Source organism: Luteitalea sp. TBR-22 (assembly GCF_016865485.1).
In the GTDB taxonomy this organism is placed as follows: Bacteria; Acidobacteriota; Vicinamibacteria; order Vicinamibacterales; family Vicinamibacteraceae; genus Luteitalea.
In genome coordinates, this window is sequence record NZ_AP024452.1 from 6295578 (window position 1) to 6308835 (window position 13258).

A 13258-nucleotide genomic window follows, 5' to 3' on the forward strand; every position below is an offset into this window, starting at 1 on the left:
ACGCCCCAAGGGCGACGCCTACGCTCCGCCGAGCCTTGCCATTCCATATTCCAGATTCTAGAATTCAGAATGGCTTCAGGACTCCTGCCGCAGGACGTCGTCGTGCTCGCCAAACTGGCGTGCTACCGAGGCGAGCGTCCACCGATGGCTCAGGTGGCCAGCGACCTGGCGTTGAGTCCTTCCCAGGTCCACGCGTCGCTCAAGCGCCTGGAACGGTCCCGGCTCGTGGACGCCCACACGGGTCGCCCACTCCTCAAGGCCGTCGAAGAGTTCCTGATCCATGGCGTGAAGTACGTATTCCCGGCCCAACGCGGGGAGGCGACGCGGGGTGTGCCGACGGCGTACGCTGCTCCTCCGCTGAGCGACCAGATCGTCGCCGACGGCGAACTCACGCCGGTGTGGCCAGATGCGGAAGGAAGCGTCCGCGGGGTCACACTCGAGCCCCTGCACAGGGCCGTGCCGAAGGCGGCACGGCAGGATCCGGCGCTCTACGCGATCCTGGCGCTGATCGACGCCCTGCGCGACGGGCGCGTACGTGAGCGGCAGCTGGCAGAACGGGAGTTGAGCGAGCGTCTGCGGAGGCTCCTCCGTGGCTGATCCGAATCGCGCGCTCCTCGAGTCCGTCGTGCATCTGCTCGCACCCTTGCTCGACGACGAGCGTGCGGCCCTCGCGCGACCGACTGGACGCCACGGTGAGCTTTGGTTTCTCGCGGCAGGGTATGCTGCGCGCGTGATCCTCGGGACCTGGAACGTCAGGGCCGGTGACGCGCGCGCGCACGCCGAGCGACTGCGGAAGCACTACGGGCCCGGCGTGTTCGCCATCCAGGAGTGCCGGAAACCGCCGCCGCTCGACATGGACGTACCCTGGGCCGGGGCTCAGGGCTCACGGCACAGAGCGCATCCACGGGGTGAGGTCGGCGCGGGCGTCACCGCAGGGCGAGGGGGATCTTCAGTTTCTTCGCGGCGGCAGCCATGCGGTCGTCGTAGGTGGCGAGGGTGACCTCCTGCTGCTGGCTGCGCAGGTACTCGATGGCCGACAGGTGCAGCGCGTCGAGCGTGCGGACGGGCGTGGGGAACGGCTCGAGGGCGCGAGCGGTGGCCAGCGGGTGCAGTTCCACCGTAGCCAGCGTGGCGAGCACACCGCGCAGCAGGTCGCCGTGGCTGGTGCCGAGGCGCGCCGCGTGCAGGCGGTTCCACGCCTCGAAGTGCGTGAGGCGGCTGGTGACGAGCACATCCTGCCACAGCGAGGTCGGCGGCTGGCGCTCCTCGTCGAGCAGCTGCGCCAGCACCACCGACGTGTCCACGTAGATCATCGGTCCGCCCGACCCTCGTCGAGCAGCGCCGACAGCTGCGCGGTGCCCATCACCGGCCGCCGCGGGGGCGGTTGCATCGAGCGTGACAGGGGCAGCGACACGATGCCGGTGCGCACCGCCTCGGCCAGCAGCGCATCGTGCATGTCGGCACTCCGCGTCGCATCGGGCGGCACCAGTTCCGCCACGACCATGTCGCGATCGGTCACCAGGATCCGCTCGCCACTGGCCGCCAGCCGCACGTATTCGCTCAGCTTGTTCTTCAGCACCTTCAACCCCACGGCACGCATGATCCAAAAGTAGCTTCCGGAAGCTACTTTTGCAAGACGTCGCGCTCACGGGTGATCGACGGGGCACGACGCGTGCCAGCGGGCGAGAGGCGATGCGTCGGCGGTTTCAGCGCATCGGCCGCGGTGGCTGGCAGGATCTGCGTTCCGCCGATCCCGCCGGCGCGGCAGAACGTGCGAACAGGCGTGTCGCAGGGAGACCGCGCCTTGGCTCGATGCCGCGACATACCCGGCATGACACGCATCACGTGAAGATGATCTGGCCTCCCGCCGCCATGGCGTAGAACTCGCCGACCGTGATGATGTCCTTCAGGTCGCCGATGAAGTCCTCCTTCTTCAGCTCGAACATGTCCACGGAGGCCTTGCAGGCGTACAGGTTGGCGCCGGAGTCGGCCAGCAACTGGACGAACTCGGGAATCGGCGGGAGGTCGAGCTCCTCCATCTTCTTCGCCATCTGGTGCGTCACCATCGCCGACATGCCCGGCAGCGCGCCGACCAGCGTCGGCAGGTGCAGCCCGGGGTTGCCGACCGTGGCGACCTTCAGGTACGGGTTCTTCTTCGGGTTGATCACGTCCATGCCGAAGAACGTGAAGAACACGTTGCACTCGATCCCCTCCATGCGCGCGCCGTTGGCCAGGATGAGGCCGGGGTACACGCCCTCGAAGGAACCCTTGGAGATGATGATCGAAACCTTCTCGATGGCGTCGGCCATGATCAGATGCATCCTTTCGGCTTCGGAATGCCGCCGATCTTCGCGGCGAGCTTGGCCGGCCCCTTCGGGAACAACTGGTACAGCTCCTTGATCTCGACACCGCTCTCCTTGCCGAGCGTGCGGATCGTCGGCGCCGTGCCGGTGTCGAGGTAGCGCTGGCGCATGAACTTCGACACGAGCCAGTGACGGTCGGTCATCGTGATGCCGTGGGCCGCGGCAATCTCGAGGCCGATGGCCTCGGTCCACTGTTCGGGCTTCTGCAGGAAACCCTCGGCGTCGACGTCGACGTCCACGCCTGCGATGGCTGCGGTGCTCATGATCCTCTCCTCGTCGGCCGGGCTCGGAGAGCCGGCCCTATCCACGGCCGAGCGTCGACCTGAAGGTCGACGCCTCCACCCCGTGTGCGTCGTTCGGCGTCAAACGTCAAAACGTCAAAAGTTAAGCTGATGCTTCCCCTTCATCGACATCTGCGGGCCGACCAGCGGGATGTCGTGGCCGGGCAGCAGCATGTGCCAGTACACCCACTTGAAGGCCATCTTCCCGAGGTGGTTGAGACGCGATTCCTCGAGGAGCTTCATCGGGCCGATACCCGCAATCGGGAAGGTGCCCGGCAGCGGCTCGGTCTCGTAGTTGAAGTCGATGAGCAGCGCCTTCTCGAAGCCGGTCTCGATGAAGCAGTTGGCGTGGCCGTCGAAGTCGGGCTGCACCTCCCGCCCCTCGAGGAAGCGCACGATGTTCTCCTCGAGCACCTCGGCCTCGAAGTGCGCCACTGATCCGGCCTTGGACGCCGGCAGGTTCGCCGCGTCGCCGATCGCGAAGATCTCCGGCCGCAGCTCGCTCTGCAGCGTGCGCGGGTTGGTGCGGACGAACCCGTAGTCGTCGCCGAGGCCAGGCGTCGCCTTGACGAACGCGGCGCCCTGGTGCAGCGGGATGCTCACCAGGATGTCGAACGGGATCTCGCGTTCGTCCCAGCTCGCCAGCACGCCCGCCTGGCCATCGGCGCGGCCGGCGTTGAACTCCGTCTCGAGCGCGATGTGCTTCTCGTCGAACAGGTGGCTGAGCACCCTGGTGCACGTCGGCTTGGTGAACGCGCCGTCGAGCGGCGTCGCGTACGTGATCTGCACCTTGTCGCGGATGCCGCGCATGGTGAAGAACCAGTCGGCGAGGAAGGCGAACTCGAGCGGCGCGACCGGACACTTGATCGGCATCTCGACGACGTTGATCACGAGCCGCCCGCCTTCCCACGCGGCGAGCTTCGCGCCGAGCGCCGCCGCGCCCTCCACCGTGTAGAAGTCGAACATGTTCTCGCGCCAGCCAGGGCCGGTGAGGCCCTCGGTCTCCTCCGGCGCGATGCGCGTGCCGGTGGCAATCACCAGCACGTCGTACGGCAGGCGCTCACCGCCCTCGAGTTCCACCTCGTGCCCGTCGGGAAAGAGCCTGGCAATCGGCGCCTGCCGGTAGACGACCGCGTCGTGCACCTGCGCGCGGCGCGGACGGACCACGTCGGCCGCGTCGTAGATCCCGAACGGCACGAACAGCAGGCCCGGCTGGTAGACGTGCACGTCGTCCTGGTCGACGACGGTGATGGTGGTGGCGCCAGTCCGGACCTCGCTCGCCAGGCGACGGCGGAGGCGGTTGGCGATGATGGTGCCGGCGGTGCCGGCTCCGAGGACGACGATGCGCGCCATGGCGGGCGCCTCCTCCGGGTGACGGAATCGCCGGACGCGCGACTCCTGTCGGGGGAGATGCAGGCGCGCCGGGAAGGGTGACAGGGCGCTTCAGGCACGGGCGCAGGACGCTTGCCCGAGGGCGCAAGGCTCAGGGCTCAGGGCTCAGAGAGCTCACTGCAGGCTCCGGGCCGAGGGGTGCGGCCGGGGAGGGACGTGGGATTACCGCGGGCGCGCCGCTCCGGCCAGAGCGCGATCCCGGGTGAGAAGCGGGACGGCGGCAAGGCGGGCGGAGGCCAGCAGATGGAGGTCCACCCACCCGAGCCCGCGGCCGTGCAGGCCCTCGCGCTCGAGCAGGTGATGCACCTCGGCCTCGGTGGCCACCGGCGCGGCCGGCAGCCGCTGCAGGTGCGCCACCACGTCGGCGCGCCGCTTCAACGAACCACACGCGATCTCGCCGACGACGAACGGGTGGACGAGCACCTGTCCCTCGTCGAGCAGGGCGGAGAGCTCCTCGTCGCCGCGGCGCAGGTGATCGATCCAGACCGACGTGTCGACGAGGATCATCGCGCCCTGCCGCTCACGCCGGGCGACGTCGCGGGCCGGCCGCCGCCGTGGGGTCGGAGCCGGCCAGGCGACGCAGGCGCGCGGCGTGCTCGCGTGCCACCAGGGCGCGCAAGCCCTCGTGCACCAGCGCCGTCTTCTCCGCGATGCCCGTCAGCTGACGCGCCTCCTCGATCAACGCATCGTCCAGGATCATGGTCGTACGCATGCATATCATTGTGCCTCTTTCTGTGCATGGAGAGCAATGCCGCGGACGACTTCTGCAGGGAGCGCGCCAGTCCGGAGCGGGCGCCGATCCCGCGCAATGACGGGGATTGGGCAGGGCACGTTGGCAGCAACTGCGATCGGGGCGTGAGCCGGCGTGTGCTCGGAATGCGCGGTGCCGCGCCGCAGGTGTCAGACCGGCGCTGGCTCGGCCGTCGCGGCAGGAGGGCGAGCGGGGGCGCCGCCCTCCACGGGTGACGGAGCCACCATGAAGCGGATCGCGGAACGCTGGCGGAAGCGGATGTGCGTGGGGTGCGGGCAGCGCCCGGCACGGTACATGTACCGCGGCCGCGTGCGCCGGCGACGCGATCACGACCTGTGCTTTGCGTGCTTCAGGTCGTTGCGGGATGCGTTCAGGAGACTGGCCGAGGGGGCCCCGAGCCGGCAAACACCGCCGCGCTGGATCGGAGGTCACTCACCGTCGACCTGAAGGTCGACGGCCACGTACGGGGGCCGGCAGTCGGCAGTCCCTCAGATGTCAACGTCAGACGTCAGACGTCAACTGTCCCGATCCTTGCGCACCATGACGCGGCGGCCGCGGACCTTGGCGTTGCGCAGGGAGATCATGATGCGCGTCGCGAGCTGCTCGGGCACGTCCACCAGCGACGAGTCGTCGCCGATGCGGATCGCGCCGATCACGCTGCTGTCGACGTCGGCCTCGCCGGCAATGGCGCCGACCAGGTCCGCTGGTCGGACACCCGCCGACTTGCCGATGTTGATGTGCAGCACCGTGCGCGGGCCGGCGGCGCCGCGAGCACCGCGGGGGGACGGCCGCGAGGGGCGTTCCCCATCCTCGCGGGGGCGACGAGGACGATCCTCGCCGTACGTGCGTTCGGCGCGCGATCGCTTCGGGCGTTCCTCGGTCGCGGCAGCGGCAAGCGCCTCGTCAAGTGATGGCCCCTCGCCCTTCGGCGCGCGCTTCGACGACGGCCGGGTCGGCGACCCGGTCTTGCCCGGCGTGGCCGGCGCGTCGTCGTGCAGCAGGCGGATCGCCGCGGCGGCGATGTCGAGCACGTCGTGGTCCTGGGCGAGCCGATCGACGACGGCGCGGGCCTGCTCGAGGCCGCCCTCGACGATCTGGGCGCGGACGGCGGCCAGCGTCGTGTCGAGGCGACGCGCCTGCAGGTCGGCCTCGCTGGGAATCGGCAGGATCTCGATCTTCTGCCGCGTGGTGGCCTCGATCTGCCGCAGCGCGCGATGCTGCCGCGGATCGACCAGCGAGATCGCCATGCCCTCGCGGCCGGCGCGCCCCGTGCGTCCGATGCGGTGCACGTAGACCTCGGGCGCCATCGGCAGGTCGTAGTTCACGACGTGCGACACCAGATCGATGTCGAGCCCGCGCGCCGCCACGTCGGTGGCCACGAGCACGTCGGCCTGACCGCTCCGGAACAGCTGCATGACGCGGTCGCGGGCCTTCTGCTCCATGCCGCCGTGCAGCGCCTTGGCGCCGTAGCCGTGCGAGGCGAGCACGTCGGTGAGCTCGTCCACCTCGGTGCGGGTGCGGCAGAACACGATGGCCGACGAGGGCGTCTCGACGTCGAGCACGCGGCCGAGCGCCGCGGTCTTCTGCAGGCGCGGCACGAGGTAGGCCACCTGGCGGATGCGTGGCAGCTTGCCGGGCGCCCGCTTCTCCTTCGCGATCGCGACGCGCACCGGGTCCTGCAGGTGCGTGGCCGCAATCGCCTCGAGCCGCGGCGCCATCGTCGCGGCGAAGAGGGCCGTCTGCCGCTCCTCGGGGGCGTTGGCGAGGATGGCCTCGATGTCGTCGGCAAACCCCATGTCGATCATCTCGTCGGCCTCGTCGAGCACGGCGATCTTCAGCGCACGCAGGTCGAGCGTGTGGCGACGCAGGTGGTCGAGGGCCCGGCCCGGCGTCGCGACGACGATGGAGACGCCGCGCTTGAGGGCACGGATCTGGACGTCCATGGGGGCGCCGCCGTAGAGGGGCGCGACGGCGATGGTGGTGCCGCGGGCGTACTTGTGCAGCGCCTCGGCGACCTGCATGGCGAGCTCACGGGTCGGCACCAGCACGAGCCCGCGCGGCGCGAGGCTCTTGGGACCCTTGCGGGCGAGCATCTCGATCATCGGCAGGGCGAAGGCGGCGGTCTTGCCGGTGCCAGTGCCGGCCATGCCGAGGACGTCGCGGCCCTCGAGCAGGACGGGGATGGCTTCGCGCTGGATGGGGGTGGGTTCCTCGTAGCCGAGGCCGGTCACTGCGGCGACCAGCGCGTCGGAGAGGCCAAGGGAGGCGAACCCGGTGGGGGTGTCTGACGAATCTGAGCTCACGTGTCGATCGTAGCAGGGTCCAGCAGGGCAGAGGTGCGCCGGCAGGCCTACCGTCGATGGGCAGCACCCGGCCGGCAAGAGGCGCCCCACACGCGCGCGACGCACCTTCCGCGTGCTGTTGACGAGGCTGGCGCGGCCTGTCACGCTGCCGCCGATGGCGACGCTCACCGACGTCCTGCAGGGAGTGATGACCGCCGACCCGTCGGGCGGCTGGCTGCAACGCGTGTATCAGCAACTCGAGGGCGTGCACTGGGGCGCGCTGCGCAACCCGGGCACGATCACGTCCGGCCCGGACACGCGGACGGTGGAACTTGTGGACGGCCCGATGACGTTGCCGTGCGTGATCGAGACCGACACCCTGATGGTCGCCTTCGAGGACGCGCGCGATGGCGCCCTCCCCACCGGCACCGCGGCCGACCCGCGGCGGCATCACGTGTCACGCGCGATCGAGGCGCTGCGCACCCTGGCGCAGGCTCGCGCCAGGGCGCAGGGGCTCGAGACCGACCCGCTGTTCGGCATCATCGTCGTCGGCGGCGACGACGTGCCGGAACCGCACCGCACGACCATCCTCGAGGGACTGCCGCACATCGAGCGCGAGCAGGCCGAGGACCTGTACGCGAACTACTGGGGAAGGATCGGCGCCGAGGCGCTCCTGCCCTTCCTTCCGTCGTCTGCGGCCACGGCGATCAGCAGGCACGCGACGACGAGGAAGTAGTAGTTGAGGAAGGCCTTCTTGCCGAAGGCGGTGAGGAGGAAGCACGTCGTGCCGAGCGCGGCCGCGAACCCGGCCGGGGTGCGAGGAGCACGCCACCACGACAGGCCGAGGCCGAGCAGGCCCGCGCCGAGCGACACGGCCATAGCGCCCTGCTTGTCGAGGGGCACACCCCACAACAGCAACTGACGCGTGAAGCTGAGCGAGTCGAGCCTGAAGGGCTCGCGCAATTGCAGCAGCACTGCCGACCTGATGAAGGCGTCGACGTCGAGCAGCGCGAGCGGCAGCGTCACCGCGGCGGCCACGAGCACGGCCTTCGCCATGAAACGCCACGGAGAGGCCGTCGTCGTCGCCGGCGCGGATCGATCGACAAGAAACGGCGCGAACGCCAGGGCGAGCACCATGTGCTGCTTGGAGGCGACGAGCAACCCGAGCGGCAGCCATGCCCTGCTCGGCCAGCGACGCGCGGTGACCACCGTGAGCGCGAGCAGCACGATCGGGAACGGCTCGGTCCAGCCCTGCTCGAGGTGGAACACGAGGCGGGGCGCGAGCAGGAGCGCGGCCGCGGCGAGCAGCGCCGGCTCGGTGCCGAGGCTCACGATCAGGGCGAGCGTGATTGCCATCGCCAGCACCTCGCTGTAGCGCAGGTCGCCGAGCACGGCGTATCCCGGCCAGGCGAGCGCCAGGCTCAGCGGCGGGTACGGAAACCCGAAGAGCACGCGCTGCCCGTCGCGCATCTCCCTGGCGTAGAAGGGCGACTTCTCGTCGTAGATGTTGGCGAAGGTGATGCCGTACGGGCTGTGTCCGCGCGCCACTGCGGCAAACGCGTCCTGGTGCACCGGGATGACGTCGATGTGCGGTTCTGGCGATTCGCGAACGGTCCAGGCGCCGACCCACAAGCCGACAGCCATCAGCACCGCGGCAGCCAGACGGCGCGCGGCGCGCCCGTGCGTGGCGCGCACGGTCAGCGCCGTCACCAGGGCGACGGCCACCGCGATGAGCAGTGTCGGGTGCGCCCACGGCCGGGGGTCGGCCATGTAGCGCGCCAGCGGCGCGCTCACCAGCGCGACAGCGCTGACCAGCACGCCCACCGTGAGCAGGGCGCTCGTCACCGCCCCGTCAAGTTCGTCGTCGGTGCTCCACGGCCAGGTGATCCCCGACACGCCCAGCAGCGTCGCCACGAGCGCGAGCCCCAGCCACGCCAGCGCCGGCGGATGGTAGAAGCCGTCCGACAGCTGAAGCGTGAGGCTGAGTCCCACCGCACCGACGACGAGCCAGGGTCGCGACAACTGCCGCACCGAGGCAGGGTGACCCAGCGCGGCGCGCTTGCGCAAGCAGAGCTTTCTGTCGGCTTCTACTGTCCAGTCCTGCTCAGGACCACCCAGCCGCGCGCCACGAGATCGTCATCGCCAGCCAGGGTGTCGAGGGCCCACAGCGCGGGCGGTCGCACGATCGGCGCGGCCACCGTCACCGGCAGCGTCGCGTGCGCGAGTCGCGGCACGGCAGCGTGCAACGGCGAGTGTGACTGGAGCGGGCGACGGCTGGCGCGAGCAAAGCGGGGGGTGCGTTCCGGGCGGGGATCAAGGCACATGACGGACTCCTCGTGAACAACGACCTGTCCGGAGGCGCGTCATGCCGGTGAGGCACGGAACACGTTCTTGCGACAGCTCCTGCTGTCGCCACATCGATGCCTGTCGTGCGGGCATCGGGGCACCCTGGCGTGTCTGCCGGGGTTGCCGGGCGCGTCACCGCGCCACTCCGGATGTACGAGGAGGATGGTGCCACCCGTCGGGCGACGTGCCAAGCGATTCGGGTGTCATGCGGCGCGCTATGACGGAGGACGGCGCGCGGATGGGGAACGCGGATCGCGGATCGCGGAAAGGGGGAGGGAGGAAGGGACAGTGGGTCCGCGCGCCGGGAGCGGCGGCACGGACCCACGTCGACGTGGCGCGCGCTAGCGGCGCTTGGTCGCCTTGCCCTTGCGCGCGGCCTTGCGGCCCGCGGTGGCCTTCCTGGACGACGTCTTGCGGGCCGCGGCCCTCGACGCCGTCTTCTTCCCTGCCGACTTCTTCGCGGCAGCCTTCGGCGCGGCCTTCTTCGTCGAACGGGCCTTGGCGGCCTTGCGCGTCGCCTTGACGGCCTTCCTGGCGGGCGCCTTCTTCGCAGCCTTCCGGGAGGACTTCTTCGCGGCCTTGCTGGCGGACTTCCTGGCGGCCTTGCCGGCGCGACTCGACTTCTTCGCGGCAGCCTTCTTGGCGGCCTTCTTCGGGGCGGCCTTCCTTGCCGCCTTCTTGACGCCGGCCTTCTTCGCCGACTTGCGCGCGGACTTCTTGCGGCCCTTCGGGGCAGCAGCCGCGACCGGGGCGGCGGGCGCGGCCTCGGGGGCCGGCGTCGCCTCGGGGGCCGGCGTCGTCCCGGCGTCGATCGTCTCGTTCACGTCGCTCATCGTGCCTCCCATGCACATGCGCCCGTCGATACGGGCTAATCGGTCCTTGCTCGCAGTGTCGGTCCCGCGGAAGGAGATCTGTAGGAACTGCGCTGAAGGATAAACCCTTTCGCCGATGCTGCAACGCGAAAATCAGAACGTCATCTCCCATTGCACGCGCGTGCGAAGCGCGGTGTCGCGCGAACCGGTCGGCGTCGTGAAGCGGAGTCGACCCACGTCGGCGCTGATCTTCACGCGATGCCCGCGCAGGAACCAGTTGGCGCCCATGAGGCGCTCCTCCTGGTGATCGGCGTCGAGGGCCGCGTCCGGATCGACGATCGCGACGCGCGTCGCGAACTCCAGCGGTCGCGGCAGCCGCGCCCAGATCGTCGAGGCCATCACGCCGCCCTGCCCGTATCCGCCGACAAGCACGCGCGTGTCGCCCGACACGGTGCGCGTCACCACCTTGCGGTGCAGTTCGCCCTGCAGCGACAGGCCTCGCCACCTGACCACGCCATCGAGCGCGTACTGTCGGGTGCGGAATCGATCGCCGGGTCCTGGCGGGAGCACCGGCAGCGACACGCCGACGCCCGAACCTGCATAGAACGCGTAGGCACTCTCGGTGCGGGCCGCGGTGCCGCCGATCGCCACGCGCAGGTCGGGCGATCGGCCCACGTCGCCCTGCTCGAGATCGACCTCGCGTCCTGCGTACGGCCACTCGTACCGGGCGAGCCACACCGGCAGGGCCGCCCCGCCGCGGGCATCGACGCCACGCAGCGCGCTCGCATACCAGGTGCCGCCCCAGGGCCGTTTCGCGCCCAGCCGGCCCGACACCTGTACGCCCTGCTGGCGGCCGAGCGTGAACCAACGGTCGAGGATCGATCGATCGACGAGCTGCTGCGCCGACGACGAGGTCATGCGCTCGCGGTTCATCTCGGCCTTCCAGCGCCCCGCACGAGCCCGCAGCCAGGACCGCACCTGCCACGTGACGCTCAGGTCGCGGACCCGCTCCTCGACGAAATCGGCCTGGAACTGGTAGCGCAGCGCCGGCGAGAACAGCTGGCCGTTGACGCGCAGCCGCGATCGGAACAGCCGGAAGTCGTCGGTGCGCACCGTGGTCACCTGCTCCGGCGTCGCCGGCACGATGGCGAACGGCGTGGTGAACCGGACCTGGTTGCGGAAGCCGACCGTGGCGTCGGTGCGGCCATCCGGCGTGGAGAGCCGCAGCCCGCCGTCGCCGTACGTGACCGGCTGTGCCCCGGCAACCGAGCCGCAGGCGAGCAGTGCGAGGAGCAGACACGGGAGCCGCAAGGGCCTTCAGGATACAGAGGTAGGGCGTGGGACACGCCGCCCTACCTGTGCGCGTGCGGTGCCTCTATACTCGCCAATACTCGTCGCAACTTTCCCAAGGAGTCGTCCATGCGTCTGTTCCACACCCTGCTCGCCGCGTCGGCCGCCGCCGCGCTGGTGGTCGCCGGATCGGTGGCCCCCGAGGCGTCCCTGTCGGCCGCCGGCGCCGCGCTCGCGCAAGGGGGCCCGTACAAGAACCCCATCGCGCTTCAGCTCTACAGCTTCCGCGAAAGCTTCAAGACCAACGGCGTGCCCGCGACGCTGGCCAAGGTCAAGGGCATGGGCTTCACGCACGTCGAGCTCGCCGGCACCTACGGCCTGACGCGCGAGCAGTTCAAGACTGAACTCCAGAAGGCCGGCCTCACGCCGATTTCGATGCACACCGACATCAAGGCACTGGCCGACCCTGCCGCCTCGGCCAAGCTGCTCGACGACGCGAAGTTCTTCGGGCTGAAGTACGTGGGCAACGCGTGGTTCCCTCATGAAGGGACCTTCGACGAAGCCGACGCCAAGGCGGCGATTGCGGCCTTCAACGCGGCCGGCAAGAACGTCGCCGCCGCCGGCATGCAGTTCTTCTATCACCCGCACGGGTTCGAGTTCGCGCCTGGCACGGCCAACCGGACGCTGTTCGACATGGTGCTGGCGCAGACCGATCCCAAGGCCGTGAAGTTCGAGCTCGACATCTTCTGGGCCCACCATGGCAGCGCCGACCCGGTGGCCCTGCTCAAGGCGCACCCCGACCGGTTCGTGCTCACGCACATGAAGGACATGAAGCCGGGCACCAAGAAGGACTTCACCGGCCACGCGCCCGACGACACCAGCGTCGCGCTCGGCACCGGCGAGGTGAACGTCAAGGGCGTCGTCGAGGCGGCCCGCAACACCAGCGTGCAGTGGCACATCATCGAGGAGGAGTCGCACGAGCCGGAGAAGAACGTGCCGGCCGGGCTGGCGTACCTCAAGTCGCTGGCCGCGGGGCCCAGGTAGACACAGGGAGGGCGCGGTGCCCCACTGCGCGCAGGTAGGGCGCGGTGTCCCACCGCGCCGTCAGTTGAGCTGACGGACAAACGGCGCGGTCGGAGACCGCGCCCTACCTACCTTCAGGGACCGCATGGCTGCACCGCTCCACCTGCTCGACGCCCTGCCGATCCGGACCGAGCGGCTGCTCCTGACCAGGCTCGACGCCTCGCACCTGCCGGCCCTGGCGGCGATGCTGGCCGACCCGATCGTGATGCGCTTCTTCCCGCGCGTCATGACGCTCGACGAATCGCAGCAGTGGCTCCGGCGGACGATCGACCGCTATGCCCTGCACGGCACCGGGCTGCTGGCCGTGCTGCGCGAGGACGCCCGTGGTGGCGATCCCGAGTTCCTCGGCGACTGCGGCGTGCTGGTGCGCGACTTCGGCGGCCGCACGCACCTCGAGCTGGGGTACCACTTCGCGCGGCACGCCTGGGGTCGCGGCTATGCCACCGAGGCGGCCGCGGCGAGCCTGCGGCTCGGCTTCGGCGCCACCGATGCCCGCGAGATCGTGGCGCTGATCCGTCCCGAGAATGCCCCGTCGCAGCGGGTCGCCCGGCGCCTGGCGATGCACCGGGAGGGGGCCGTGCTGCACAACGGCCTCGTGCACGACATCTGGCGGATCGGCCGGCAAGAGGCCGGCGCACTCGCCCTACAATGAGCGGGT

Annotated in this window: 16 protein-coding genes and 1 riboswitch; of the genes, 4 read left to right on the top strand and 12 right to left on the bottom strand. The window is 70.2% G+C overall.

Features of this window, described 5'->3' with window-relative positions; all coding sequences use genetic code 11:
- The first annotated feature begins 69 nt into the window (after positions 1–69).
- Complete coding sequence (locus TBR22_RS25910; RefSeq protein WP_239490745.1) at positions 70–597, top strand: hypothetical protein; 528 nt, start codon at positions 70–72, stop codon at positions 595–597.
- A 329-nt stretch (positions 598–926) separates the two neighbouring features.
- On the opposite strand, the gene TBR22_RS25915 is transcribed toward TBR22_RS25910, so the two are convergent.
- From TBR22_RS25915 to TBR22_RS25950, 8 genes are all read right to left on the bottom strand, one after another.
- Positions 927–1313, bottom strand: a complete 387-nt coding sequence (locus tag TBR22_RS25915; protein WP_239490746.1) for a PIN domain-containing protein — start codon at positions 1311–1313, stop codon at positions 927–929.
- Positions 1310–1600 (bottom strand): type II toxin-antitoxin system Phd/YefM family antitoxin, encoded by a 291-nt coding sequence (locus TBR22_RS25920; RefSeq protein ID WP_239490747.1) that lies wholly within the window; start codon positions 1598–1600, stop codon positions 1310–1312. Before TBR22_RS25920 ends, TBR22_RS25915 begins: the two co-directional genes overlap by 4 nt.
- 241 nt (positions 1601–1841) lie before the next feature.
- Entirely contained in the window at positions 1842–2309 is a 468-nt protein-coding gene (locus TBR22_RS25925) for a DsrE/DsrF/DrsH-like family protein (protein WP_239490748.1), read from the bottom strand.
- Between the two features lie 2 nt (positions 2310–2311).
- Positions 2312–2626, bottom strand: coding sequence for a TusE/DsrC/DsvC family sulfur relay protein (locus TBR22_RS25930; protein WP_239490749.1), 315 nt, complete (start codon positions 2624–2626; stop codon positions 2312–2314).
- Positions 2627–2740: 114 nt separating this feature from the next.
- A complete protein-coding gene (locus TBR22_RS25935; protein ID WP_239490750.1) occupies positions 2741–3997 on the bottom strand; it encodes an NAD(P)/FAD-dependent oxidoreductase in 1257 nt (418 codons plus the stop codon).
- A gap of 201 nt (positions 3998–4198) precedes the next feature.
- Positions 4199–4543: a type II toxin-antitoxin system VapC family toxin gene (locus tag TBR22_RS25940; RefSeq protein ID WP_239490751.1), complete on the bottom strand. Its 345-nt coding sequence runs from the start codon at positions 4541–4543 to the stop codon at positions 4199–4201.
- A gap of 13 nt (positions 4544–4556) precedes the next feature.
- Positions 4557–4748 (bottom strand): type II toxin-antitoxin system VapB family antitoxin, encoded by a 192-nt coding sequence (locus TBR22_RS25945; protein ID WP_239490752.1) that lies wholly within the window; start codon positions 4746–4748, stop codon positions 4557–4559.
- A gap of 554 nt (positions 4749–5302) precedes the next feature.
- Positions 5303–7090, bottom strand: a complete 1788-nt coding sequence (locus TBR22_RS25950; protein ID WP_239490753.1) for a DEAD/DEAH box helicase — start codon at positions 7088–7090, stop codon at positions 5303–5305.
- A 112-nt stretch (positions 7091–7202) separates the two neighbouring features.
- On the opposite strand from TBR22_RS25950, the gene TBR22_RS25955 reads away from it, so the two are divergent.
- Positions 7203–7805 carry a hypothetical protein gene (locus TBR22_RS25955; RefSeq protein WP_239490754.1) on the top strand — a complete coding sequence of 201 codons (603 nt, stop codon included), beginning with the start codon at positions 7203–7205 and terminating at the stop codon, positions 7803–7805.
- Here the strand turns inward: TBR22_RS25955 and TBR22_RS25960 are convergent.
- From TBR22_RS25960 to TBR22_RS25975, 4 genes are all read right to left on the bottom strand, one after another.
- Positions 7712–9136: a hypothetical protein gene (locus TBR22_RS25960; protein ID WP_239490755.1), complete on the bottom strand. Its 1425-nt coding sequence runs from the start codon at positions 9134–9136 to the stop codon at positions 7712–7714. The two genes, TBR22_RS25955 and TBR22_RS25960, sit on opposite strands and share 94 nt — an antisense overlap.
- Positions 9137–9156: 20 nt before the next feature.
- Positions 9157–9393, bottom strand: a complete 237-nt coding sequence (locus tag TBR22_RS25965; RefSeq protein ID WP_239490756.1) for a hypothetical protein — start codon at positions 9391–9393, stop codon at positions 9157–9159.
- Between the two features lie 53 nt (positions 9394–9446).
- Positions 9447–9573, bottom strand: a riboswitch (SAM-I-IV-variant riboswitch).
- Positions 9574–9756: 183 nt separating this feature from the next.
- The gene (locus tag TBR22_RS25970) at positions 9757–10248 is read right to left on the bottom strand and encodes a hypothetical protein (protein WP_239490757.1); all 492 of its coding nucleotides are present in this window, start codon (positions 10246–10248) and stop codon (positions 9757–9759) included.
- Positions 10249–10380: 132 nt separating this feature from the next.
- Positions 10381–11538, bottom strand: a complete 1158-nt coding sequence (locus TBR22_RS25975; RefSeq protein ID WP_239490758.1) for a porin — start codon at positions 11536–11538, stop codon at positions 10381–10383.
- 108 nt (positions 11539–11646) lie between these two features.
- On the opposite strand from TBR22_RS25975, the gene TBR22_RS25980 reads away from it, so the two are divergent.
- Both TBR22_RS25980 and TBR22_RS25985 read left to right on the top strand, forming a co-directional pair.
- Positions 11647–12561, top strand: coding sequence for a sugar phosphate isomerase/epimerase (locus tag TBR22_RS25980; protein WP_239490759.1), 915 nt, complete (start codon positions 11647–11649; stop codon positions 12559–12561).
- Between the two features lie 124 nt (positions 12562–12685).
- On the top strand, positions 12686–13252 hold the full coding sequence (locus tag TBR22_RS25985) for a GNAT family N-acetyltransferase (RefSeq protein ID WP_239490760.1): 567 nt from the start codon (positions 12686–12688) through the stop codon (positions 13250–13252).
- Positions 13253–13258: the final 6 nt, after the last annotated feature.

Bases quoted from the DNA above. Each gene is read 5' to 3' on its own strand.
- TBR22_RS25910 (WP_239490745.1), top strand. From the start codon at position 70: ATGGCTTCAGGACTCCTGCCGCAGGACGTCGTCGTGCTCGCCAAACTG.
- TBR22_RS25915 (WP_239490746.1), bottom strand. From the start codon at position 1,313: ATGATCTACGTGGACACGTCGGTGGTGCTGGCGCAGCTGCTCGACGAG.
- TBR22_RS25920 (WP_239490747.1), bottom strand. From the start codon at position 1,600: ATGCGTGCCGTGGGGTTGAAGGTGCTGAAGAACAAGCTGAGCGAATAC.
- TBR22_RS25925 (WP_239490748.1), bottom strand. From the start codon at position 2,309: ATGGCCGACGCCATCGAGAAGGTTTCGATCATCATCTCCAAGGGTTCC.
- TBR22_RS25930 (WP_239490749.1), bottom strand. From the start codon at position 2,626: ATGAGCACCGCAGCCATCGCAGGCGTGGACGTCGACGTCGACGCCGAG.
- TBR22_RS25935 (WP_239490750.1), bottom strand. From the start codon at position 3,997: ATGGCGCGCATCGTCGTCCTCGGAGCCGGCACCGCCGGCACCATCATC.
- TBR22_RS25940 (WP_239490751.1), bottom strand. From the start codon at position 4,543: ATGATCCTCGTCGACACGTCGGTCTGGATCGATCACCTGCGCCGCGGC.
- TBR22_RS25945 (WP_239490752.1), bottom strand. From the start codon at position 4,748: ATGCGTACGACCATGATCCTGGACGATGCGTTGATCGAGGAGGCGCGT.
- TBR22_RS25965 (WP_239490756.1), bottom strand. From the start codon at position 9,393: ATGTGCCTTGATCCCCGCCCGGAACGCACCCCCCGCTTTGCTCGCGCC.
- TBR22_RS25970 (WP_239490757.1), bottom strand. From the start codon at position 10,248: ATGAGCGACGTGAACGAGACGATCGACGCCGGGACGACGCCGGCCCCC.
- TBR22_RS25980 (WP_239490759.1), top strand. From the start codon at position 11,647: ATGCGTCTGTTCCACACCCTGCTCGCCGCGTCGGCCGCCGCCGCGCTG.
- TBR22_RS25985 (WP_239490760.1), top strand. From the start codon at position 12,686: ATGGCTGCACCGCTCCACCTGCTCGACGCCCTGCCGATCCGGACCGAG.